This is a genomic window from Halomonas citrativorans (assembly GCF_900163645.1).
Taxonomy (GTDB): domain Bacteria; phylum Pseudomonadota; class Gammaproteobacteria; order Pseudomonadales; family Halomonadaceae; genus Vreelandella; species Vreelandella citrativorans.
Genome location: NZ_FUKM01000061.1, coordinates 48778 through 71763, shown reverse-complemented (window position 1 = coordinate 71763; position 22986 = coordinate 48778). Strand labels below are relative to the sequence as shown.

General features: G+C 54.9%; 29 protein-coding genes. 11 read left to right on the top strand and 18 right to left on the bottom strand.

Annotated features, from left to right (window positions below):
- Positions 1–109 precede the first annotated feature (109 nt).
- A complete protein-coding gene (locus tag CZ787_RS18015) occupies positions 110–1003 on the top strand; it encodes a LysR family transcriptional regulator (RefSeq protein ID WP_087111832.1) in 894 nt (297 codons plus the stop codon).
- 27 nt (positions 1004–1030) lie between these two features.
- Here the strand turns inward: CZ787_RS18015 and CZ787_RS18010 are convergent, their stop codons facing one another.
- On the bottom strand, positions 1031–1366 hold the full coding sequence (locus CZ787_RS18010; RefSeq protein ID WP_087111830.1) for a zinc ribbon domain-containing protein YjdM: 336 nt from the start codon (positions 1364–1366) through the stop codon (positions 1031–1033).
- Between the two features lie 99 nt (positions 1367–1465).
- On the opposite strand from CZ787_RS18010, the gene CZ787_RS18005 reads away from it, so the two are divergent.
- Positions 1466–1855 (top strand): ester cyclase, encoded by a 390-nt coding sequence (locus CZ787_RS18005; protein WP_087111828.1) that lies wholly within the window; start codon positions 1466–1468, stop codon positions 1853–1855.
- A gap of 290 nt (positions 1856–2145) precedes the next feature.
- Positions 2146–2448 (top strand): XRE family transcriptional regulator, encoded by a 303-nt coding sequence (locus tag CZ787_RS17995; protein ID WP_087111826.1) that lies wholly within the window; start codon positions 2146–2148, stop codon positions 2446–2448.
- Between the two features lie 133 nt (positions 2449–2581).
- Here CZ787_RS17995 and CZ787_RS17990 read toward each other — a convergent pair whose 3' ends face one another.
- On the bottom strand, positions 2582–3151 hold the full coding sequence (locus tag CZ787_RS17990; protein WP_087111824.1) for a pyridoxamine 5'-phosphate oxidase family protein: 570 nt from the start codon (positions 3149–3151) through the stop codon (positions 2582–2584).
- Between the two features lie 223 nt (positions 3152–3374).
- Here CZ787_RS17990 and CZ787_RS17985 point away from each other — a divergent pair, with 223 nt between their 5' ends.
- On the top strand, positions 3375–3857 hold the full coding sequence (locus CZ787_RS17985; protein WP_087111822.1) for a GlcG/HbpS family heme-binding protein: 483 nt from the start codon (positions 3375–3377) through the stop codon (positions 3855–3857).
- Between the two features lie 227 nt (positions 3858–4084).
- On the opposite strand, the gene CZ787_RS17980 is transcribed toward CZ787_RS17985, so the two are convergent.
- From CZ787_RS17980 to CZ787_RS17965, 4 genes are all read right to left on the bottom strand, one after another.
- On the bottom strand, positions 4085–4486 hold the full coding sequence (locus CZ787_RS17980) for a nuclear transport factor 2 family protein (RefSeq protein WP_087111820.1): 402 nt from the start codon (positions 4484–4486) through the stop codon (positions 4085–4087).
- A gap of 127 nt (positions 4487–4613) precedes the next feature.
- Entirely contained in the window at positions 4614–5309 is a 696-nt protein-coding gene (locus tag CZ787_RS17975; RefSeq protein WP_087111818.1) for a class I SAM-dependent methyltransferase, read from the bottom strand.
- 161 nt (positions 5310–5470) lie between these two features.
- The gene (locus tag CZ787_RS17970) at positions 5471–5902 is read right to left on the bottom strand and encodes a GNAT family N-acetyltransferase (protein ID WP_087111816.1); all 432 of its coding nucleotides are present in this window, start codon (positions 5900–5902) and stop codon (positions 5471–5473) included.
- Between the two features lie 29 nt (positions 5903–5931).
- Positions 5932–6696 carry an ArsR/SmtB family transcription factor gene (locus CZ787_RS17965; RefSeq protein WP_087111814.1) on the bottom strand — a complete coding sequence of 255 codons (765 nt, stop codon included), beginning with the start codon at positions 6694–6696 and terminating at the stop codon, positions 5932–5934.
- 71 nt (positions 6697–6767) lie between these two features.
- Between CZ787_RS17965 and CZ787_RS17960 the strand changes: the two genes are divergently transcribed.
- Positions 6768–7115 (top strand): NIPSNAP family protein, encoded by a 348-nt coding sequence (locus CZ787_RS17960; RefSeq protein WP_087111812.1) that lies wholly within the window; start codon positions 6768–6770, stop codon positions 7113–7115.
- A complete protein-coding gene (locus CZ787_RS17955; RefSeq protein ID WP_087111810.1) occupies positions 7112–7459 on the top strand; it encodes an antibiotic biosynthesis monooxygenase family protein in 348 nt (115 codons plus the stop codon). The genes CZ787_RS17960 and CZ787_RS17955 overlap by 4 nt, the downstream gene beginning before the upstream one ends.
- A 137-nt stretch (positions 7460–7596) precedes the next feature.
- On the opposite strand, the gene CZ787_RS17950 is transcribed toward CZ787_RS17955, so the two are convergent.
- From CZ787_RS17950 to CZ787_RS17940, 3 genes are all read right to left on the bottom strand, one after another.
- Entirely contained in the window at positions 7597–8007 is a 411-nt protein-coding gene (locus tag CZ787_RS17950; RefSeq protein ID WP_087111808.1) for an NUDIX domain-containing protein, read from the bottom strand.
- 226 nt (positions 8008–8233) lie between these two features.
- Positions 8234–8554 carry a hypothetical protein gene (locus tag CZ787_RS17945; RefSeq protein WP_087111859.1) on the bottom strand — a complete coding sequence of 107 codons (321 nt, stop codon included), beginning with the start codon at positions 8552–8554 and terminating at the stop codon, positions 8234–8236.
- A 185-nt stretch (positions 8555–8739) separates the two neighbouring features.
- A complete protein-coding gene (locus CZ787_RS17940) occupies positions 8740–9702 on the bottom strand; it encodes a LysR family transcriptional regulator (protein ID WP_087111806.1) in 963 nt (320 codons plus the stop codon).
- A 115-nt stretch (positions 9703–9817) separates the two neighbouring features.
- Between CZ787_RS17940 and CZ787_RS17935 the strand changes: the two genes are divergently transcribed.
- Entirely contained in the window at positions 9818–10552 is a 735-nt protein-coding gene (locus CZ787_RS17935) for an SDR family oxidoreductase (RefSeq protein ID WP_087111804.1), read from the top strand.
- A 58-nt stretch (positions 10553–10610) separates the two neighbouring features.
- Here CZ787_RS17935 and CZ787_RS17930 read toward each other — a convergent pair whose 3' ends face one another.
- From CZ787_RS17930 to trpB, 3 genes are all read right to left on the bottom strand, one after another.
- On the bottom strand, positions 10611–11024 hold the full coding sequence (locus CZ787_RS17930; RefSeq protein WP_087111802.1) for a hypothetical protein: 414 nt from the start codon (positions 11022–11024) through the stop codon (positions 10611–10613).
- A gap of 469 nt (positions 11025–11493) precedes the next feature.
- Positions 11494–12324, bottom strand: a complete 831-nt coding sequence (trpA, locus tag CZ787_RS17920) for a tryptophan synthase subunit alpha (RefSeq protein ID WP_087111798.1) — start codon at positions 12322–12324, stop codon at positions 11494–11496.
- A gap of 74 nt (positions 12325–12398) precedes the next feature.
- Positions 12399–13604: a tryptophan synthase subunit beta gene (trpB, locus tag CZ787_RS17915; protein WP_087111796.1), complete on the bottom strand. Its 1206-nt coding sequence runs from the start codon at positions 13602–13604 to the stop codon at positions 12399–12401.
- Positions 13605–13709: 105 nt separating this feature from the next.
- On the opposite strand from trpB, the gene CZ787_RS17910 reads away from it, so the two are divergent.
- On the top strand, positions 13710–14612 hold the full coding sequence (locus CZ787_RS17910) for a LysR family transcriptional regulator (protein ID WP_087111794.1): 903 nt from the start codon (positions 13710–13712) through the stop codon (positions 14610–14612).
- Positions 14613–14640: 28 nt separating this feature from the next.
- On the opposite strand, the gene mmuM is transcribed toward CZ787_RS17910, so the two are convergent.
- From mmuM to CZ787_RS19175, 4 genes are all read right to left on the bottom strand, one after another.
- Positions 14641–15600, bottom strand: a complete 960-nt coding sequence (mmuM, locus tag CZ787_RS17905; protein ID WP_087111792.1) for a homocysteine S-methyltransferase — start codon at positions 15598–15600, stop codon at positions 14641–14643.
- The gene (locus CZ787_RS17900; RefSeq protein WP_087111790.1) at positions 15597–17039 is read right to left on the bottom strand and encodes an amino acid permease; all 1443 of its coding nucleotides are present in this window, start codon (positions 17037–17039) and stop codon (positions 15597–15599) included. Before CZ787_RS17900 ends, mmuM begins: the two co-directional genes overlap by 4 nt.
- A gap of 344 nt (positions 17040–17383) precedes the next feature.
- Entirely contained in the window at positions 17384–17986 is a 603-nt protein-coding gene (locus CZ787_RS17895) for a LysR substrate-binding domain-containing protein (protein WP_254908660.1), read from the bottom strand.
- 86 nt (positions 17987–18072) lie between these two features.
- A complete protein-coding gene (locus CZ787_RS19175; protein WP_254908659.1) occupies positions 18073–18276 on the bottom strand; it encodes a helix-turn-helix domain-containing protein in 204 nt (67 codons plus the stop codon).
- Between the two features lie 119 nt (positions 18277–18395).
- Between CZ787_RS19175 and CZ787_RS17890 the strand changes: the two genes are divergently transcribed.
- The gene (locus tag CZ787_RS17890; protein ID WP_087111788.1) at positions 18396–19379 is read left to right on the top strand and encodes an aldo/keto reductase; all 984 of its coding nucleotides are present in this window, start codon (positions 18396–18398) and stop codon (positions 19377–19379) included.
- Between the two features lie 23 nt (positions 19380–19402).
- Here CZ787_RS17890 and CZ787_RS17885 read toward each other — a convergent pair whose 3' ends face one another.
- On the bottom strand, positions 19403–20032 hold the full coding sequence (locus CZ787_RS17885) for a LysE family translocator (RefSeq protein ID WP_087111786.1): 630 nt from the start codon (positions 20030–20032) through the stop codon (positions 19403–19405).
- Between the two features lie 212 nt (positions 20033–20244).
- On the opposite strand from CZ787_RS17885, the gene CZ787_RS17880 reads away from it, so the two are divergent.
- A complete protein-coding gene (locus CZ787_RS17880) occupies positions 20245–20808 on the top strand; it encodes an adenylate kinase (RefSeq protein ID WP_087111783.1) in 564 nt (187 codons plus the stop codon).
- Between the two features lie 98 nt (positions 20809–20906).
- Positions 20907–21842 carry a glycerophosphodiester phosphodiesterase gene (locus tag CZ787_RS17875; protein WP_087111781.1) on the top strand — a complete coding sequence of 312 codons (936 nt, stop codon included), beginning with the start codon at positions 20907–20909 and terminating at the stop codon, positions 21840–21842.
- An 83-nt stretch (positions 21843–21925) separates the two neighbouring features.
- Here the strand turns inward: CZ787_RS17875 and CZ787_RS17870 are convergent, their stop codons facing one another.
- On the bottom strand, positions 21926–22819 hold the full coding sequence (locus CZ787_RS17870) for a dihydrodipicolinate synthase family protein (RefSeq protein ID WP_087111779.1): 894 nt from the start codon (positions 22817–22819) through the stop codon (positions 21926–21928).
- Positions 22820–22986: the final 167 nt, after the last annotated feature.

Sequence of the window (22986 nt, the reverse complement as noted above, 5' to 3'; positions counted from 1 at the left end):
CGCGGTAGTACACAGCCAGACTACGCGCGAGGAATTATTTCTAGAAACGATTTGTTTTGATAGCTACTATCTTCTTTTGAGATAACGCTGGTTTGGCAGAAAGGTGAGTATGCAACTTAAATCTCTGCGACTATTTATGGCGGTGGCCGAGACAGGCAGCTTCGTGGCAGCGGCAAAACGCTTGCATACGGTGCAATCTAACGTGACGACTCACATTAAGAAACTTGAGGAGGAGTTAGGCGTACAGCTGTTTCATCGTGCGGGCCGTGTTCGTCCTACAAGCGCGGGTTTGGCGCTGGTGGAGTACGCTGAGCGCATGTTGACGGCCCATGATGAAGCGGTATCGCTGTTCAAGGGCCAGGAGAAGGCATGTGGGCGGCTACGGATAGGCGCCATGGAAACCACGACGGCATTGCGCCTTCCTCCGATACTAGCGGCGTATCACGCAGCGCAGCCTGATGTTGATATCCAGCTCAAGACCGGGCCAACGGCTGAGCTGGTCGAGTTGTTGCTAAATGGGCAGGTGGACTGTGCCTTCGTGGCTGGGCGGCTTGAGCATAGCCGCTACCACGTGCTTAAAGCGTTCAGCGAGGAGCTTGTCTTAGTGGGCTCAATGCCGATGACGACGATGCCCTCTTCACAAGAGCTGCTGGCGTCTGCCTTCATGGCGTTTCGCCAAGGGTGTAGCTATCGCCAGCGTATCGAGCTATTGCTGGCTTCCTATGGCGTCAATGCGGGTCGGATATTCGAGTTTGGCTCGCTGGATGCGATGCTGGGCTGCGTCGCTGCCGGGATGGGCTACACGGTGCTACCGCGTGGCACGGTTGACGCTCACCAGCACCGGTTCGGGATTCACACACTGGCGCTGCCCGCTTCTATTGCCCACATCGATACCTATTTTGTCGCCCCAGAACCGGAAACATGGACACCCGCCTTGGCAAGCTTTGCTGATATGTTGTGTGACGCGGTGGTGGTGGATGAACCTCAGCTCACTGCGTCGTGATGTGGATAGAGGAATTCCGGCTCTTATTCAGGCCTTTTTCACAAAATGAGCGGTTACCATCATGTCGCCTGCGCCATCGACCTTGCAGTCCAGTTGGTGATCCTTGCTATCCACGAGCCGCTTGATAACGGCTTTGGTGCCTACCTTGAGTACCAGTGAGCTACCCTTGACCTTGAGGTCTTTGATCATCGTTACCTTGTCGCCTTCCGCTAACAGTGTGCCGTGGGCATCTTTTACCGCCACGGTGCCTTCTGCCTCAGTCTCAGAAGGGCTCCATTCGTGGGCGCACTCGGGGCAGATGAACAGGCTTTGATCCTGATAGACGAATTCAGATTGGCAATGGGGGCAAGGTGGGCACGACATGAATGATGACTTTTGTGGCTTGGTTTAGGCTGCTTATGATACTGAGCCTGTGTACCCTTGGCGAATACCTTCACGCCTGCCCAGGAAAGGAGAACCAGGATGAACAAACGTGACCTGGAAGCGACATACCGTGATTACATCACCTGCCTCAATCATCAGGATTGGACGAGCCTTGACCAGCTTGTGCATGACAATGTCCACCACAACGGCAGGCGCCTAGGGCTTGATGGTTATAGCGCCATGCTGGAAGCCGATTATGAGCAGATACCCGATCTTCACTTCAATATTGAGCTTTTGGCCGTTGATTCACCCCATGTTGCGTGCAGGCTGCGATTCGATGTAACCCCGAAAGGCAGCTTCCTCGGCCTTGCGGTGGACGGCAAAAAAGTGACGTTTTGCGAGAACGCGTTCTACCTCTTCCGTGATAATAAGATTCAGGAAGTCTGGTCGGTGATCGACAAGACCGCGATAGAAGCTCAGCTGGCTTGAGTCTCCAAATGCCATCCTGGTTCGGTTGCCTGCAGGTTGTCTGTCAGGGCGAGGTTTTTCCAGAAACGCATCGTCATGGGGTATCCGTTGCGCGAATCACAGTCCGATCCAACCAGCCGATAACCTCGCCTGCTGGAATAGTGAAGCATGGGGCTTTCTGCTTATCATTTATTTTGCCGAGCGATACAACATAAAAGGCGGAAACGACAAACGCTTTTACGATGAAATGATTCCAGTTGCCGACAGAGAGTATGCGGCTCACCTGGAAACCTTAAAGTGAGGTAGTCACAATGGCACGCAAGCTTGAAGATTTACTGGCAAAAGAAAAGCCAGAGATCGTTGCGGCGGCAGAAGCGAAGGCAAGCGATATGCTGTTTGAGATCAGGCTAGCCGAAATTCGCCTGCTGGCGGAGAAAACGCAAACTGAAATTGCAGATGCAATGGGTGTTAGGCAGCCGACCGTAGCGGGACTGGAGAAGGTGGGCCAGGATATGCGCCTTAGCTCACTTAAACGCTACGTTGAAGCGATGGGCGGTCGTGTCCGTGTAGATATTGAGCTGCCGGACGGTAGCCATCATGGCTTCCCTGTTTAATTAACCTCTTTGCCTTCCGTGCCTACAATATGAACGGCGATTAGCATTGGCTTGAATAAGTAGTCTACGCCATCGCGGGCTGAAGCCCGCTCCTGCAAAATGTGCCAGCCATTGGTGTTGGCCTGCGCGGCCATCACGGCACCAGCCACTGCCCCGCCCAACCGTCACCTCGCGAGAATACGGCGCGGCGATGGTGATGGCCCAAGTGCAGTGCTTCTATCGCTTGAACGTCCATCCACAACACTGCGAAAGCGCTTTCATCCGGCGTTTTGGTGTAATCCAGTGAAGCAACAATCGGTTCCCCCGGCGCGGGACCGCTGCTATAGGCGCTGCGGGCATGTTCCGGCAGGCTTTGCCACTGCTCGCTTACGGCTTCGCCGGTCAGAATGCTGACGCTGGCTTCTATACGTATTTGGAGCTGCTCAGCAGCATCCCATACGTGCAGCGCGGCCATAGGGTTAGCGCGAAGAGCGCTTATCTTTTCTGAGTGAATATCAGTGTAGATGGCAAGCGTTGCCGCCTGCTTATCGGCGCTGCGGAGTACTACCGTGCGGGCTTGCGGCATGCCGCTTTCGCTAACGGTGGCCAGGGTGAGATAACGCGCCGGTGCGTGGCGATCACTGACACCTTGGGCCAGGCGCGCCCAAAGGTGGTCATGCAGTAGCGGTAGTTCTTCTACCCAGGGATGGGGGGTTAACGCCATGGGGCACCTTTAAAAGTAATGGCTGAAAAGGCATTTTCACTGAATAGCTGCCGGGCTTATAGCATGCGACGAAAATCCTCAGCGTCAGTACGCCCGCTGACACGTTCAGCCTGTATAGGCGCTCTTGAGAGCACTACAAAGTAATTTAAACTTTGAATATTTATTAAACATTGCTATAGGTTAAGAGCATCAATATGAATATTAATTTTACCGAGGACGTAAAATGATTCGTAATCTTACTTTGGCTGCCGTGTTGATGGCTCCTGTTTCCGTTATGGCGCAAGATCTACCAACAGCGCCTTATTTGCCGCTCGACATGAGCCTCGCTGCTGCGCAGACTGCGTTGGATGCCTGCTCTGCCGAAGGCCACAATGTCAGCGTTGCTATCGCTGCTCGTAGCGGTGAAACGAAAGTGCTGTTACGCGCCGATAATGCTGGGCCGCATACCATCAACAGTAGCATAGGCAAGGCCTTCACTTCGGCCAGCATGGGGCGTGACACGGCTGGCCTGGCCGGATTTATCGGTGGCAATCCGGGGAATGATGGGATGCACAACATGGATGCCAGGATGGTGGTTCAGGCGGGTGGTCTGCCGATACGAATCAATGGTGAGCTGGTCGGCGGTATTGGTGTAGGTGGTGCACCATCGGGCGATATCGACGCGTCTTGCGCCCGTGCCGGGCTCGATGAAATCGGTGCCGAGTAATTTGTTTGTGTAATTCGGTGGGATCATCCCCACTTTCAGCGTCTCGCTTTCACGCATAATCCCGCCAAGGCGGTAATGCCAGTCCGTTAAGTCTGACTGGCATTTTCCTATCCGGGTATTTTTGCAGTCATGCACTAACAACCCGTCGGTATAGCTTTACTTGTCTATCTGATAATTAAATGAGCAGTTGTTTCAAAAACCATGCCCAGCTCCGCACACGCTGCTGATTAAGACTGTCGGTTAAGCTCAGGCGTTAATATCCACTCTGCACTGTCGTTCCATACATCCATGCGTGTAATTTTACCCTCACGCACTTCATACCGGTCCAAATAACGGTTGCCTGCAAAAGGACGTCCATCTGGCCATTCTCCGTATAACGTACCGTTGGAGTAGACAACGATGTGATCCTCGTGAACCGTCCAGTCAAACTGCCCTAGCGCTTTTTTAACCCACGCATAACGTCCAGCATTAAAGTGGGTAATGGCGTGCGGGGTTTCCATGGCGCGGCCACCGGTGAAGATGATAACGACATCGGGGGCCATATAGGTGGCCGCAAGCTCTGGGTCAGGTGCCATAGAGGCTTCCAGGAAGTTGCTGACAATGTTCACGGCGTTCTGTGCATCAGACATAAATGTGTTCCTGTAGACGTTGAAGTTCATTGTAAAAAGCTGCGTCTATATAGTGCGACGCCTTCTATAAAAAGCATGGTTCAGTGCAATACTGAAAATATTTTTGTTATTAGCAGGCTGAACGCGCCTATTCCCGCTTCGTAAACCAGGCGTGAATTAACCCAGCCTGAAAGAATGGCACTGGGCGTGTAAAACCGCCTGACTGAATAATCGAGGCAACGGTGTCAGGTGGGAGAATCGCCACGTCTTTTTCATAGGCAGCTTTGACTTTGTTGATGGCTTCCGCTGGAACGCCGCTTCCTGACATAACCGTCATCCACACTTTCAGAATGGCGTCAAAGCCCCCAGACTCTTTATCAAACGCCAGGTCAGCATTTGCCAAAACGCCGCCAGGCTTGAGCCTGTTAGCAATCTGCTGAAAGAATGCTGCGCGGGCGGCTTTATCCACCATAAACTGGGAGACTAAAAAGCAGGTAGCGCCATCATGGGTAGTATCATCGGGAAGTGACTCTACGTACCCTTCATGGAAGGTGCAGCGCAATGCGATATTCTCTTTATTGGCAGCTTCGCGGCACGCATCTAACATAGCGCCCGAAGGGTCTACAGCGATGAAGCGCCAGCCGGGAAACTTCTTGGCTAGATAGATCAGCTCTCTGCCTGTTCCCACGCCTACGCAAAGGATTCTGGCATTCTCAGGCAAGTCTGCAAAAACGGACTCCAGCAGGAAATAGAGCCCGTTGGTAATGGGTGATAGTTTTGCCCACTGCTGATCATAGTTTGATGCTTGTTGATCAAATAAAGCTTTTAATTCGTCATTGTTCACGGTGCATCCTTTATCGTGATGACTTGAAACATCAAGCTTATGCCATCCGTATGATGTTTGCGCTCATTGTTCTTGTGGCTTAGCGACGATAGCGCGCCATCTCTGAATGGTTGCAACAAATTTGGCTACCCATACTCGGCCAAGCCAAGGCATTCAGAGTTCTAGGCGTTCGGCCCGGCGCCGTTGATAAATGAGTAGAGCGCGATATCGGTACGAAACTCCCAACCCAGGTTGCTCCAGAAGCGTTTACCGGCTTCGTTTTCAACCAGAATCATCAAGTGGGATTTTTGGATGCCTTCATTTTTAAGCGCTTCCAGGCAGAGCGCCACCAGCTGTGAGCCGACGCCTATGTTGCGGTGTGAAGCCGCGACCGCCAGGTGTTGAATAAAGCCCCGGTGGCTATCATGGCCGCTCATAATCGTGCCCACTACGCTTCCCTCTGCTTCCGCCACAAAGCTTAAACCGGAGTTACGCTGCAAATAGCGGGCAACGCCTTCGCGGGAATCCGCATCGCGTAACCGCACGCCTTCCGTGCTCAGCCACAGCGCTACGGCGGCGTCGTAATCTTCAATCGTTATGGGGCGGTAGTGCATTAGGCGAGGCCTCAAAAAGTACAGTTGGACTATGTATGTTGTATCGTTTGAATGTTTTCGATGTCCACAGACCGCTGAGAGGTAAATGTCTGGCCGGAAACCGATAGCGTACTTTGAGGTGGGAGCATTGCCCACAGCGCTTTCTCGCCTGAAGCGCTGAACGCAATCACGCGGGAATCCTTCTCTTGCTTCGCCCACCCCCGTTCCTGAATACGGGTAAGCAGCGCACTGCCAAGCGCGCCTGCCAGGTGATGCCTGCGCTCGCTCCAGTCGAGGCATGTTCTACACAATGGACGTTTTGAAGACGCCAGTGCATCGGTATCAATACCCAATCGAAGAAACCATGCTCGACCATGCTCAGTGAGGTCCAGCCCTCCTGAGTGCTGCTGAAAGATGCCATTTTGAAGCATCTGCTCATACACACATACGCCTAATTCCCCGGCCAAGTGGTCGTAACAGATACGCGCCTTACGAAGTGCGGGATCACGGGGGCCGGTAAAGCGGGAACCGTCTTCGTTTTTAAATGCGAGACCCATCAGCGATTCAAGCAGGCTAGCCACTTCTGGCCCGGCCAGCATGAAATAGCGATGGCGGCCCTGCTTTTCGACCGTAATCAGCGCAGCCTCCAGCAGCTTGCCAAGATGAAAACTGATGGTCTGCTTGGTTACCCCAGCCGTATCTGCCAGTTCAGTGGCAGTGTACGCACGGCCTGACATCAGGGCAGAGAGAACCTCTGCCCTAGCGTTATCTCCGATAAGCGCTGCGACGCGCACGATGTTGGGGCCTTCACTCATGATTCGATTCTAGTCGAACCATTAGAGGCCGACAACGCGGTATTGTCCTTTCAAACCAGAGGAGATCCCCCATGACGATTACCTGTGTGATTCGCTACGAGATTGATCCCTTCCAACGTAGCGCCTTCAAGGAGTACGCCGAAAACTGGGGCCAGATTATTCCCCGCTGCGGCGGCCACCTCATCGGCTATTTTCTTCCCCATGAAGGATCAAACAACGTGGCCTGGGGCCTTGTGGCTTTCGATAGCCTGGCCGCCTATGAAGCCTACCGTTTACGGCTAAATTCTGACGAAGGCGGGCAAGCGAACTTTGTCATGGCGCAGGCGCAACGCTTTATCCTCAAGGAGGAACGCAGCTTCGTTGAAGCAGTAGATGGCACGCTGGGTATTGCACCGACAGATGCATGGAGTGCTTTATGATTGCCGTGATATTCGAAGTGCTACCCCATAAGGACCGCAAAGATGACTACCTGGACGCCGCCAGCACGCTGGCCCCGCATTTAAAAGATATCGACGGTTTTATTTCGATTGAGCGCTTTGAGAGCCTTACCCACCCAGGCAAAATCCTGTCGCTCTCCTTCTGGCGGGACGAAGAAGCCGTCAAGCAGTGGCGGACGTTCGAACCTCACCGTTCCATTCAGAAAGCAGGCCGACAGGAAATCTTTGCCGACTACCGGCTTCGCGTTGCGGCCATCATCCGGGATTACGGTTTGAATGACCGGCATGAAGCACCGGAGGACTCGCTTGCGGTGCACCATCGCTAATAATGCATGGCTTGTGTACTTTTAGCGGCGTTCACTAGCTAACCCTGTACGTTCCACCCGCCATGATGGGTAGTGCATGTTCATCTCTCAGCGCGGAGTAAACGTGTTCAGCGGTCGGTTATCGATATTGTCATTGATCAGACGTGACTATCGACTAGGGGTAGGCTGCCCTGCATGGCGCACCATGCATTAATCGACTGGGCATACCCTGCAGGTAAGTTATGGGGCAAGTTATCAACCGGAAAGGTATCAATTCGAGAATGTTCGTGGCTCACCGTCGGGTTGAAGTCGCCCACAAGATGGCAGCCATAGGTGACGATGAATACATGCTTTTGGGGAATGACTTCAAACAGGTAACTATCGATAATTTCCTGACCAATGACTTTCACAGCGAGCTCTTCCTCGAACTCCCGCTCCAGGCACTCTGACGATACTTCGCCTATCTCGATACGCCCGCCAGGCAGCTCCCACTCATCGCGGTCGTTAAGCGCCAGTACGACCTTGTTGGCGGGCAGAAGTAATACCCCTTTTATAGATACCGGGTACATGGTTTCCCTTATCTTTCACAAGTGAATAGCCAAGAGCATATGTCGCTACGCGTCTCAATGCGTTTACAAGGTGCTATTCAAATAGGATATGCCAATCCGCCTACATACGGAGTGCCAGAATTGAAGTCGGACCGTTACACCGCCTGTGCCGGTCCGCTTTGAAAGGCTGGATCGTAACGAAAGTGCTTAGACGGATGCCCTCTTGCCTTGTCACGTTGAAGCGTTACTACATCCCCAAACCAATGCCCAACCGTAGCGCTTGCAGGCCATCAAACTGAACGCTTACCTCATCAGAAAACACGGGGTGGCCTTCCACGGTTAGATCCAGCTCCGCTTGGGCGCCGCGGTAAGTAACGCTGACCGTAAGATTCGCAGAGTTGCTAATGGGCGCCAGCACGCCGTACTCAACGTTATCAACGCTAACCGCAGAAAGGCCACGGTTATCCAGCTGTTGCTGAATCGCCTGTTCTACCGCATGGCCGTAATAGAAGTACACGCCGGTATAACCCAGCGCGACCAGTACAATCAGTGAAATAAGCTTTCCCATTACATCCTCCTGATTAAGAAATTGGGTAGTTGCCACCATGGCAATGCCATCATCTTCCATCAGCATGGTGTGATAGCTCGTGTAATAGCTCGGGGATTATCAAACGACCTGATATAAGAAGCAGAAACAAATAGGCAAACGCTTATCCCAACAGGTACAACCATAGATTCAGGCAGCCCCATAGTTTATAGATTATCCAGCGACACCGTCACCGCTTTATCTTTTTCACCTCGGCGCTCTTCCACAAGCTTGGCAAGCTCATCACCTTTATTAAACACGCTGACCACCCAGTCGATAAATACCCGCACGCGGGGGGATAACTGGCGGTTGCTTGGGTACAGGATGGAAACGGGTGATCCTGTGGGTGGATTGGCGGGCAGGACTTCGACCAACTGGCCGGTTCGTAGATCATCCTCTGCATGGTAACGGGGCACCTGAATGATGCCGAGCCCTAGTCGTGCGGCCGCGTAATAGCTTTCTGCCGCACTCGTGGTCACGTTGGCGGGCAATGTTACATATTCAACTTTTCCGCCATTAGTGAACTCAAGAGACAGCACCTGACCTGCACGGCTGGAGTGAAAGCCCACCATCGTGTGCCCGCCAAGCTCGGCCACGGAATGCGGCGTTCCGTACTTGGCCAAGTATCCGGACGAGGCGACCGTGACTTCATCAAGTGTGGTGATTCGCCGGGAGTGCATATCGCTGTCCTGGGGGGTTCCGACGCGCAAGGCGCAGTCGATGCCCTCGCCTACCAGATCCACCAGGCGATCCCCCTCGCTCATGTGAAGCTCCAAACCTGGGTAGGTGTTAAGAAACTCGGGGAGCTTCGGCAATATAAAATGGCGGGCTAGCGTGCCGTGAACGTCTACCCGCAGCACGCCTTTGGGCTTGGCATTCATTAGCGCGCCTTCCGCGTCCTCAACCTGGGCCAAAATACTCAAACAGCGGTGATAGTAAGCGTCGCCATCCCGCGTTGGGTGCACCGAGCGCGTGGTACGTTGCAACAGCCTTACGCCAAGGCGTGCCTCCAATGTTTTGATGGCTTCAGTTAGCGTTGAGCGGGAAGCGCCCAGGTCTTGCGCGGCGTGAGTAAAGCTTCGCCTTTCGACGATGCGCGTAAACGCGTGCATCGTATCAAGTCGGTCCATTGTTCACGGTTTCCGAATAGTGATGACAGGTTAAGCCTGATTATAGAGCACGCTATGTCTTTTATGCTGCATACGTCAGGTATCCACCGATTCCCTACGCAGAAGGAGAACAACGATGGCAGAACAGAAAATTGCGCTTGTAACAGGTGGTTCCCGGGGGATTGGGGCGGCTATTTCCAAACAGCTGGCGCGCGATGGCTTTACGGTGATCGTCAATTACGCAGGCAATGCAGAAACCGCTGACAACGTGGTTCAAGAGATTGAGTCGGCGGGTGGTAAAGCGCAGGCTATTCAAGCTGATATCGCCGATGCCCATGCGGTGCATCAGCTTTTTGACACCCTTGAAACGCAGTGGGGCCGTATTGATGTGCTGGTCAATAACGCAGGCATCATGAAACTTGCCCCGCTTGCGCAGATGGAGGCGCATGCGGTGGATGCTCAGATTGATATCAATCTGAAAGGCTCGATCAATACCATGCGCGAAGCGGCCAACCGCCTGAGCGACGGTGGCCGGATCATCAACCTATCGACCAGCGTTGTCGGGTTGAAACTTGAAACCTACGCGGTCTACGCCGCCACCAAAGCCGCCATTGAGACCTTAACCGCGATTCTTGCCAAAGAGTTACGTGGCCGCTCGATCACCGTCAATGCCGTGGCGCCCGGCCCTACCGCGACAGATCTGTTTCTTGAGGGTAAGTCTGACGAACTGGTCGAGCGTATGGCCAAGATGCCGCCATTAGAGCGGCTCGGCCAACCGGACGATATCGCAAGCGTCGTGGCTTTTCTCGCCTCGCCTGAAGGCGGCTGGGTTAACGGCCAAACCCTGCGCGCCAATGGCGGCATCGTTTAGCTACTTTCTAACTGGCTTGAGGCTTGGGCGTTCTTAAACGTTTGCTGATGACGTTTAATCAGGTAGCTGCATCACTATTTTCGAACGCTTCAAGTACGCTTTGCGCTTCTGCTTCGATAGCATCAAGTACCCCATCAGGTACTTGATAGCGATACTGTTTACGACGATTGTTAGAGAGACGTCCCTCATTACTCAAGCACATCATGACCAGACGTGCCAAATCGCTACCACGAATATCGTAAGTTGCGTCTATAGCAGCGTAAACACGATCAAAACACGCCAAGTAGCGAGTTTCGGCTTTTAGCTCATCCTCTAAAGCTACTTTTGCCATTTTCAGTGTAAATGCCACCGCCTCTGTCGCGTCCCAAAAGCGGTAAAGAGCGTCCAGCCCCTTGTATTTAAAGTCATATTGGTCGGCATCTAACCAACTGACTCGCCAGTGCTCTCGAGCGGGCTTTGAAAACGCTTCCAATGCGGCTAGATATTCTGCTTCATAACGCTATATGGCGACCGAAAGAGGTGTCGGCAAGTGTAGCAAGGTCAATACCCTCGTGTTTCAGTGCGAAAAGCAGATGAGCAAGTAGCGAGGCTTCTGGTGCGCGGCCAGCAGGTACTGCTATCTCTTGCTCCATAGACATAATGCGTGTAACTGGGCGTATCCGCGCAGGACACACGGGTGGGCATACCCCTAAGGCTAAGTGCTCATGAAGGTACGCATAGCCTACAGGTTTCATCTCAAAGCGCCTCAAATCAGAATATTTTGTTCACTTCAGCAAGAAAATATTCAGTAGGCAACCAAAACAATATTTTTTATTAACCCATCACGGTTTATAGGGCGAATTTTACATTGCTAATCCGTTATTAGAACGGTAACAGGTCGGCACATTATTAGAGCAGGCACGACGGCCTGCTCATGATATGTGTTTGCTATATCACACCGATTAGCTCACTTGCACCTCGCGACATTCCCTCACACTGTCGGCCAGTGCGCTGGCAAGGGCATGTACTCCGTTGACAGCATCATCGGGCGACGCTGCATTCTCGATGCAATCTACCAACGCGGAGCCAACCACTACCGCATCGCTGAACCGGCCAATAATCGCGGCCTGTTCGGGCGTGCGAATACCAAAGCCAACGGCAATGGGAAGCTGAGTGTGTTCGCGTAGTTGACTCACCGAGCGCTCAAGTTTTTCGGGCGTGGGTGCGCTGCCGCCGGTAACGCCTGCCACCGAAACGTAGTAGATAAACCCGGACGCGTTACCCAGCACTTTGGGTAGGCGCTTGGTGTCCGTGGTGGGCGTGGCCAGGCGGATAAAGTCGATACCGTGCTGGGCGGCTGGCTGGCAAAGCTCGTCGTCGTGCTCTGGGGGCAGGTCGACCACAATCAGGCCATCTACGCCGGCGCTAGCGGCATCGGTTAAGAAGCGCTCTACGCCATAGCGGTAAATGGGGTTGTAGTAACCCATCAGCACGATGGGCGTGGTGGTGTCTTTTTCGCGAAAGGTACGCACCATCTCCAGCGTTTTAGCTTGGGTCTGGCCTGCTTTTAGGGCGCGCAGCGCGGCTTTTTGGATCGCGGGGCCATCGGCCATGGGGTCGCTAAACGGCATGCCCAGCTCAATCACGTCCACACCGGCAGCGGGCAGGCCCTCAAGAATGCGTTGCGATGTCGCCATGTCCGGGTCGCCCGCAGTGACATAGCTCACCAGCGCCGGGCGGTTTTCGGTTTTGAGCGCGGCAAAGCGTGCTGCAAGACGCGAGTTGGGATTCATAACAGTCTCCTTATGTGCGCTCTGGTGAATAGATTCGCTCTTTTTAACAGATGCGCTCTTTTGAACAGATGCGCTCATTTGAATTTTTCTCCCAGGTAGTGGGCCACGCTCATCATGTCTTTGTCACCGCGCCCGCTCAGGTTGACCACCATCAGGTGGTCGCTGGGTAGATTCGGCGCCCGCTTGGCGACTTCGGCCAATGCGTGGGCGGTTTCAAGGGCGGGGATAATCCCTTCCAGACGACAGCAGGTTTGGAAGGCTTCAAGCGCTTCATCGTCGGTAGCCGACACGTACTCAACGCGACCCTGCTCGTGCAACCACGCGTGTTCTGGGCCGATGCCGGGGTAATCCAGGCCTGCCGAAATCGAATGGGCATCGATAATCTGGCCGTCCTCATCCTGCAGCAGGTAAGTGCGGTTGCCGTGAAGTACGCCCGGCGCGCCGCCGTTGAGGCTTGCCGCATGCTGGCCGCTCTCAACGCCCTTGCCGCCCGCTTCAACGCCAATCATCTCGACCGAGGCATCGTTCAAAAACGGGTGGAACAGCCCCATAGCGTTGGAGCCGCCGCCAATACAGGCCACCAGAGAATCCGGCAGGCGGCCCTCTTTCTCCTGCATTTGCGCGCGAGTTTCGTTGCCAATCACCGCCTGGAAGTCGCGCACCATGGCGGGATACGGGTGCGGCCCGGCCACAGTGCCGATGATGTAGAAAGTATCATCCACGTTGGTGACCCAGTCGCGCAGCGCTTCGTTCATAGCATCTTTCAACGTACCGGTGCCGGAAGTGACCGGGATAACTTCAGCGCCCAGCAGCTTCATGCGAAATACGTTGGGCTGCTGGCGTTCGATATCCGTAGAGCCCATGTAGATCACACAGGGCAAACCAAACCGCGCCGCTACCGTAGCGGTGGCTACGCCGTGCATACCGGCGCCGGTTTCAGCGATGATGCGCTTTTTGCCCATGCGCTTGGCCAGCAGCACCTGGCCGATGCAGTTATTAATCTTGTGCGCGCCGGTATGGTTTAGCTCTTCACGCTTGAGATAAATCTTTGCGCCGCCAAAGTGCTCGGTCAGCCGCTCGGCAAAATAGAGCGGGTTGGGGCGCCCTACGTAGTCGCTTTGAAAGTAGGCGAGCTGGCGCTGGAATTCGGGGTCGTCTTTAGCAGCGTCGTATTCGGCTTGCAGCTCAAGAATCAGCGGCATCAGCGTTTCGGCAACAAAACGGCCGCCGAATTGGCCAAACAGGCCGTTAATATCAGGCTGGATCGCAGGTTGGTTCATGATGACCTCTCAAAGCGGAGTAACAGTTGCATTGAAAGTAGCGCAAGCAGGCGGGGATAAAAATCGATAAGATGTCATCAATATGTGAGCTGGAGTCAACATTCAATGCAACAGAGCATGCCCCCCTTAAGCGCCCTGCGCGCCTTTGAGGCCACCGCCCGGCTAGGCAGCGTGACGGCCGCGGCCGATGAGCTAAGCGTGACCCACGGTGCCGTTAGTCGCCAGCTGCGTAGCCTGGATGAACATTTCGGCGTGGCGCTGTTTGCCAAAGCGGGCCGTGGCATTGAGCTAACTCACCACGGTGAACGGCTTTATCATGGCATTGGCGAGGCGTTTACCCGCTTGCGCGATAGTTGCGCGGATCTCAAGCGTGATGTAGAAGAAGCGCCCTTTACCCTCGCCTGCCCCGGCAGCCTGCTGGCGCGCTGGTTGATTCCCAGGCTGGATCGCCTTCAACGCGATCTGCCCCAGCTCAAATTGCAGGTCGTAGTGAGCGAAAGTGAACTGCCCGCCAAGCAGGATAATATCAGCGCCACCCTGACCTTTTCCGAGCCGCCCTGGCCCGCCGAGGTAGATGTCGTAGAACTGATGGCCGAGCAGATTTGCGCCGTGGCAAGTCCCCGCTTGGAAGCAACACTCGATCCAGCACAGCCGGATACACTGTTTTCCGGCAAGCTTTTACACACCGCCTCACGCCCCCAAGCTTGGCCGCAGTGGGGCAGCGCCCAGGGGCTTGAGCTTGCGCACCTTGAAGAGGCCTTACGCCAAGGCCAGGGGTTTGATCATCTCTACTATTTAATCGAAGCCGCCGTGGCGGGCTTAGGCGTGGCCATTGCGCCAAAACTGCTGGTCGAAGATGACCTGAAAAGCGGACGACTCACCGCTCCCTGGGGATTTATCAAAACCCCCGCCAAGCTCTGCCTCTGGCTACCCCGCCACCACAACCGCCAGCGTAGTGAGCAGTTGGCCGAGTGGCTTAAGCGGGAGTTGGGCGCTTCAAGCTCTTAACGCGGGAAAAGCCCAGCCCCCTGGCCAACTAAAGCGACTGCCGCCACTGGGCCAGTGCCCGAATATCATCAGGTGTTGTACGGCAGCAGCCACCGATACCCGCAGCTCCTGCTGCCAACCACTGCTCCACCCCTTGAACCAAGCCAGAAGGACCTGTGGCGGTATGATCACAAGGTGCCGAGTGCCAGGTTTTGGTCACCGCGTTATACAGCTCGCCCGAGTTGGGGTACACCAACACAGGCAGGTCGCACTGGCGCTTGATCGCCGCGACCAATGACTCGATATGCGCAAGCGCGGTGCAGTTTACGCCGATAGCTGCCACGCCAGGGCAGTTGGCCAGCGCTGCGGCACACGCCTCAATGGGTGTTCCATCGCTGATATGTTCACCATCCTTGGCCGAGAAGGTAATCCAGGCTTGGGCGCCGGGGTGTTCAGCCAACAGATCAGTGATTGCCAGCGCCTCCTCTAATGAGGGCAAGGTTTCTGCTGCCAGCAGATCAGCGCCCGAGGCCAGCAGCAGCTCAAAACGCTCGCGATGAAACTCAACCAGCCCGGCACGATCCAGATCATAGCCGCCGCGGTACTCGCTGCCATCTGCTAGATAAGCGCCATAGGGGCCAACGGATGCGGCCACCAGCGGCTTGGGGCGGTCGGTTTGCCCCGGCTGCCACACCGCATCGCGGGCCTGCTGCGCCAACGTGACCGACCGCTGAATCAGCTCCCGCGCCTGCTGGGCGGTCATTCCCGCCTGCATAAAACCAGGCACCGTGGCCTGGTAGCTGGCGGTAATGGCGCAGTCGGCACCGGCTTCGAAATACGCCTGATGCACCTGGCGAATCTTCTCCGGCGCTTGGGCCAGCAGGCGCGCCGACCACAGGCTATCGTTGAGATCGCAGCCTAGCGCTTCCAGCTCAGTGGCAAGCGCCCCGTCGATGACCATAAAGGGTGCGTCCGCCAGCAGGGCCTTGATCGGATTTGATTCACTCATACTCTTTTCTCCTCAGCGGCGGTATTCAGGTGGGCAGGGGATTGAACGGCCTTACGATGGTGCAGAAAATGCACCAGGTAACACAGGCCAATGAACGGCACCCCGAAGTAGAGCGCCACGCGCTGCTGCGGATCAAACGCAATGCCGATGCACGCCGCCAAACAGGCCGCAAATGCGACCAGCGGCACCCAAGGGTAGAACGGCGTGCGGTAGACCAGGTCTTCAAGCCGCCCGCCTTCGCGCAGATACTGGCGGCGGAAGTTGAGCTGACTGAGCGCAATCGCCATCCACACTACTACCACGGCCAAGCCAGAAATCGAGACCAGTACCAGGTAGACCGTTTCCGGTGCGTAGACGCTTGAAAACAGCGCGCCGAAGCCACCGATCATGCTGAGCAGCAGTGCATTCATCGGGATGCCGCGCTTGTTAAGCCGACCCAGCGACTTGGGCAAAGTGCCTTGATCTGAAAGCGTCCAAAGCATGCGTGATGAGGCATAAAGCCCGGAGTTGGCCGCCGACAGCAGCGCGGTGATGATCACGAAGTTCATGATGTCCGCCGCCCCGGGCACGCCCAAGCGCTGGAATACCGCGACGAAGGGGCTTTGGCTAAGCCCAGCCTGGCTTTGGGGCAGCAATGCCGCAATCACGATGATGGTACCCACAAAAAAGAGAATCAGCCGCCACAGCGTGGCGCGGATCGCCTTGGGCACATTGCGCGCCGGGTCCACGGTTTCCCCGGCGGCAATGCCAATAAGCTCCGTGCCGGAAAACGCAAACATCACCGCCAGTAACGTAGTACCGATGGCCAACAGGCTCGGCGACATGGCGCCCTCGCCCCAAAAGGCCGAAAGTCCGGGCGATGCTACCGCGGCGCCGCTTGAGTCCTGCAGCGGCACCCAGCCAATAATCGCGCCTGCCCCGACGATCACAAACACCACCACCGCAATTACCTTGATCAACGACAGCCAGAACTCGGACTCGGCAAAGAAGCGTGAGGTAAACGCATTCACGCCAAACACAATAGCTGCGAACAGCCCGCTCCAGTACCAGCCGGGGATATCGGGAAACCAGCGTCCCATAAACACCGCCGCCGCGGTAAACTCCGACCCCAGCGCCACCGTCCAGGTGAGCCAATACATCCAAGCCACCATATAGCCGGTACCAGGGCCGATATAGCGGCTGGCGTGGGCGCTGAAGGCACCGGAATCCGGCATATGTACCGCCAGCTCTCCCAGACACATCATCACCAACCAGGCAACAATGCCACCCACCAGATAGGCCAGCACGGCCCCAATCGGCCCTGCCTGCTGCACGGTATAGCCGGAGCTTAAAAACAGCCCGGTCCCAATCACGCCCCCTAACGAGAGCATCACTAAGTGGCGCGTCTGCATGCTGCGCTTGAAGTGCGCGCCCTGTTGCTCGCTCATTTGCTCACCCATGGTGGCTTCCCTATCAATCGCTAACGGGCCCACGCAGGCCCTGCCTGTGGCCCGGCGTAAAAGGGTGGCTATATTAGAGCATTCATAATTTACAAAAAAGCATAAAAAAACTATTTTATATTCTTATTTTAAATATGAGTTTTTAACGGCTATAACCGTGCATGCAAAAAAGCAACGCCATTGCCTGAAACAGGAGCCCGTTGCATCAAATGGGCCGGTGTCATTCCAGGCCGCCATAACGCTTTCGAGACTAACATTCTCGCTTTTCCAGAGAGGGATGACCTGGCTCCAGACGTTGTGGATGTGTTTCATGACCATGTGCTAACCATAAGCACTCGCCATGGCTATGATCCACTCAAGCGTGTGCGATTCCTGGTAACCAGATCAGCCATAAAATCTGCTACGGCACGAATTCGGCCTGATTGAGTCACGTCAGTTTGGATAACAAGGTAAATAGGCTGATCAACACCAAGCGCTGAAGTCACACAAACAAGCCCAGCATTCAGCGCTACAAAATGAGGCAGTACAGCCAATCCAAGCCCGGCTCTGGCGGCTGCTACTTGGGTCGATACCGAGGTGGTAGTTAAAGCAGGCTCCCGCCCCTGCAAAATTCGCTCGCTCCACTGCGCGGCAGGCAGGTGTGATTGCATTTCGCCCCAAGTGATAAAGGCATCGGAATCATAGTCGCCAGCATCGGGGCTGGACTTACGCTGCGCGGCGTAATCAACGCTACCGTAAAGCCCGTAGCCCAATGTGCCGAGTCGGCGAAGCGTAACATGGCCACGTTCGGGTTTGACCATTCGGATGGCCAAATCAGCATCGCGGCGGTGCAGGTTAACGGTGGTGATATCCGTGACAAGTTCCAGCGTAATGCCCGGGTGGAGCCTTCGAAACTCGGGTAACGCTGGCAGAATAAGCTCGGTGGCCAGGTTTTCAGCCGTGGCCAAGCGCACCCGCCCGACCATCTGTGCCTGTTGGAAACCCCCGGTGGTGAACGCAGCCGCTGCGGCTTCCAGCGCTTCAGCCTTTTCGATTAGCCCAGCCCCTCTTCGGTTAGCTGATAGCCCGACTGCTGGCGTACAAAAAGCGGCAACTTCAGCGCTTGCTCAAGCCGTTCGATACGCCGGGAAAGCGTAGCGATGCCTAAATGTAGCTCCGCTGCTGCGACGCTTAGCGTGCCGTGGCGGGCTACCGCTAAAAAAGTACGCGTATCGTCCCACACCCAGCCACGCGGCATGTGTTTTCAAAATCGGAAATCTCTTTACCTATATCGTTCGTTTTTTTCATTAATGGATAGTGCCACGCTGTCTTTCTATTACTCAATAACTACCTATTGGCGACTTAAGGAGAAACACCATGGAAAAACACACGCTGGGTACTGACCTGTCTGTTTCTGCCATTGGCTTAGGCTGCATGGGCATGAGCGAATTCTACGGCCCTCGTGATGACAGTGAATCGCTGCGGGTACTTGCACGCGCCGTAGAGCTGGGTATCGATTTCTTCGATACCGCGGATATGTACGGGCCACACCATAATGAGGAGTTGCTAGGTCGCTTTCTAGCAAGCCAGTCAGCCAGAATTCAAATCGCAACCAAGTTTGGCATTGTGCGCAACCCCGGTGAATATAAGCGCAGCTTGAACAACAGTGCCGACTACGCCCGTACCGCCTGCGAGGCATCGTTACGGCGGCTGGGTGTTGAGCAAATTGACCTTTATTATGTCCACCGCCTTAATCCCGATGAACCCGTTGAAGAGACAATGGAAGGTTTAGTGCAGCTGGTTAAAGCAGGCAAGATTGCGCGTATTGGGCTGTGTGAGGTTAGCGCGGAAACGCTACGCCGGGCGCATACGGTTCACCCGATTAGCGCCGTACAAACCGAATATTCACTCTGGACCCGCGACGTTGAACAAACAGTACTGCCTGCGTGTAATGAATTGGGGGTTGGCTTTGTGCCCTATTCGCCGCTTGGCCGAGGCTTTTTAACCGGCAGATTTCAGGCGTCAGCGGATTTCAGCGAAGGGGATTTTCGCCCTAACCTGCCGCGTTTTAGTGAAATAGCCTTAGACGCTAACCGTCGATTGGCGGATGTGGTCGCTGAGCTGGCCACGCAAAAAGGCTGCACGCCCGCCCAGCTGTCACTAGCTTGGCTGCTATCTAAAGACGCTAGCATTGTGCCTATCCCCGGCACTAAACAGCTGCGCTACCTTGAGGAGAATGCAGCCGCTACGAAGGTTACGCTGACCACCGAGGAACAGCAGCAGCTGGAAGCGGCCACCGAGCGCCTGCCGGTCGTCGGTGATCGCTATACCGCAGAAGGTATGAAGGGCGTCAATGTATAAGCGGCAGGATTAATAACGCCTCTTTACTGGTTGGACGCCATTAACGCTCCCCCGGCGGCGATAAACAGGCCGCCGGTGGCACGATTGAAGCGCTTATAGCGGCGTGGGCTTTGAAACCAGCGGCTAATGCTGGAGCCCAGCCCTGCATAGGTCGACATCAGGGTAAAATCGATCACCAGCCAGGTCACGGCCAGAATCACGAACTGAATCAACTGCGGCTGGCTCACATCGATAAAGTTGGGAAAGAGCGCGGCGAAGAACAGCAAATCCTTGGGATTGCTGATGCCTACCATAAAGCCACGCCGAAAGAGGGTTTTCATCGGTATACGCTGATTGCCAGCGGCTGAAGGGCTCTGAATATCGATCCCTGAGGAATCCCGCCAGGCCGCGATACCCAAGTAGATCAGATAAGCCCCACCGACCAGTTTCAGGATATAAAAGGCATTTTCCGAAGCGGCCAGAATGGCGCCCAACCCCAGCGAGGAAACCATCATCAGGACCAATGAAGACAAGGCGCCGCCCATCACGGTCGCGGTCGTGTGCTTTCGGCCAAACTTGAGCCCGTGGCTTGTACAAAGCAGCGCCACCGGCCCTGGAAAAATAATCAAGGCAAAGATGACGCCCACATAGGTCAGCCAAGTCAACGTATCCACGCTGCGCTCCTTGTTAATTGAAGAGAGGTAATAATGTAAGGTAATAGCGTATTGCCTTACGTTTTCGCTCTTATTTACCTCATTCGCGTCGCCATATTCATCAAACGACCGACAACGTATACCTTACAATGAGCGGGATACCAAAAGCGATGCAGGTTTGTCCAACGCTCTCTACTACGTAAACTAGCGCGCCGCTTGAACAGGGCTTCATCATGAAAATCAACGTTGTGGGCAGCAGCAGCGGTAAAAGCACGCTCTCCCATCAATTATCCCATGTTCTGGGCATTCCCCATATTCAGCTTGACCCGCTTTTCTGGCGCGCTGACTGGCAAGGCACGCCGGATGATGAGTTTTTCGCCAAGCTGGAAGCCGCTTTAAGCGCAGCCCCAGATGGCTGGGTGCTGGATGGCAACTTTAACCGTACCCGTGATATCAAGTGGCGTGATGTCGATATGATCATCTGGCTGGATTACGGTTTTTGGCGCGTTTTCCGCCAATCCCTCTGCCGCGCGATTAGGCGTATCGCTAGCCGCAAAGAACTCTGGCCGGGAACCGGCAACCATGAATCGTTTCGCAAGACCTTTATGAGCCGCGACTCGATTCTCTGGTGGATGCTGACCAATTGGCGCTCGAACCAGCGGCGTTACTTTGCCGATTTGATTGACGCTCGTTATCGTCATATTCGTATCGTGCGCCTTACCCACCCTCGCGAGGCGGATGTGCTGGTTAAGCACTTGGCACAAAACGGCACTGACGTTGGCACGCCAGCTACCTAACGCTTGATGTAGACCACGATGTTTAATGCAGCATCATTTGGAGTGGAGTAGTAAACGAAGTAGGGTAACGAGCAGAACATTCACTAAAAGGAACGTTTATGCGTCCTGCTTCGTTATTTACTGCCGTGTCATTAGGTCTTTTCGCTGCTGTTACCACCTCGGCTGCATTAGCAGAAACGTCTCCACTGGAGCAACAGCTAAAAGATCTAGCGTCGTTTCAGGTGATTGCGCATCGCGGCGCAAGCGGCCATGTCCCGGAAAGCAGCATGGCGGCACTGGAGTTGGCCCATGAATGGGGAGCGGACTATCTGGAACTGGATATTCAGATGACCGCCGATGGCGAATTAGTAGCCTTTCACGACGATACCCTTGAGCGCACCAGCAACGGCGAAGGCCGCATCAACGATCATACGCTTGCCGAACTCAAGGACCTGGATGCGGGAGCCTGGTTTAACGACGCTTACCCTGACCTAGCGGATGAAGCGTTTATGGGTGCCGAGATATTAACGCTTGAAGAAGTCTTCAGCCGTTTTGGTCAAAACGCCCGCTACTACCTGGAAACCAAGTCGCCCCAGTTGAACCCAGGCGTTGAAGCGGCGCTTGTTAAGCGCCTGGAAGCGTTTGATATGATCGACACCGGGCGCGTGCTGGTTCAGTCGTTTGAGCAGGAGAGCCTGCTCAAGATTCACGAACTGAACGACGATATCCCACTGATTCAGCTGGTGTGGTACTCCCCCAGCCAAGAGGACAGTGAACGTCTGGCTGAGTGGAGAGGTACCACGCCCGGAGCGCAGGACATCACCGACGAGCACTTTCAAGCCGTGGCCGACTACGCAGTAGGCTTAGGGTCGAATTACCGTTATGAAGGCGAGCAGGTGATCGACGAAGCGTTCATTCGCCAGGCTCAGGATAACGGCTTGGCGGTACACATCTACACGGTGAACGATACCGATCACATGCAGCAGTTAATCGACTGGGGCGTAAACGGCTTGTTTACCGACTACCCGGATCGGTTGATTGAGCTTATCGAGTAATGTGCTCAATGCACATTTGCCCGGCGTTTACCGAGCGTTTTTATGCTTTTCGCTTAACGTCCTTTTGTTTAATGTATTCCCGCCTAACGTAGTTCGAGCTCTTCAATCACCTGCTCGACTCTTGCGCGCTGACTGCCTTGGAACGTGTTTAGCGGCAGCGGCAAGCAAGGCGTGCTGACCTTGCCAAGGATCTCGGCGGCGGTGGCGATAACCCGTAAGCTTCCTCCGTATTCACGGTACAGCGCCCAGAAAGGTTCTAGCTGATCAGAAAGCCTCAGCGCCGTTTTAAAGTCACCCGCCTGGGCTGATCGCGTTATCGCCAGCGCCGTTTCAGGAAATAACCCGCCCAGCACGGAATACCAACTATCGCACCCCGCCGTTAGGCCGGTGGCCGCGACGACGTCGCCACTTATCCCCAAGGTGACATCTTCCGGAATCAAAGCACGCAACCGATCAACCCGCTCGCGAGCGGCGTTGGGATTCATGCTGACCGGTGGAATCTTGATCGAGCGGACCTGAGGCAGCTGGGCAATACGCCCATGCAGCTCATCGCTGAATGTAAAGTGCGTTGTGCCCGGATTATCGTACACACACAGCGGCACGCTTAATGAACGGCAGACCGTTTCATAGTGGCTGAACACTTCGTCATCGGCCAGCGTTTGATAGGAAACGGGCGCCAGCAACACGCCGCTAGCGCCCACTTTCTGAGCATCTTCGGCCAGCGTTAGCACATCGCGTGTGCGCATTGCACCAATGCCGATAATCACGGGTATATCGCCCGCGCTTTCTATCGCCAGTTGAGTAACGCGCGCCCGCTCCTCTCGGTTGAGATACGCATAGCTACCGGTTGAGCCCAGCACGCCGATAGAGTTCACCTGCGCCTTGGCCAAGCGTTCCACTAAACCGGAAAATTCGTCTTCATGAATCCCCTGCTCATTCATGGGCGTTAATGGAAATGCACTCAGGCCGGTCAACATAGGCAGCTATCCTTTTAACGAAGGCTTAGTAGATACGTCTGAAATTATCAGACAACACGGCATGAGGGTAGCGGGAGGAGAATAAGCAGGCACGAAAGGAGCAACCGACACTTATAAAGCGCAATTTTGTACAAGCTGCGCTAACACGTGAGCGCTAAACTAGCGCA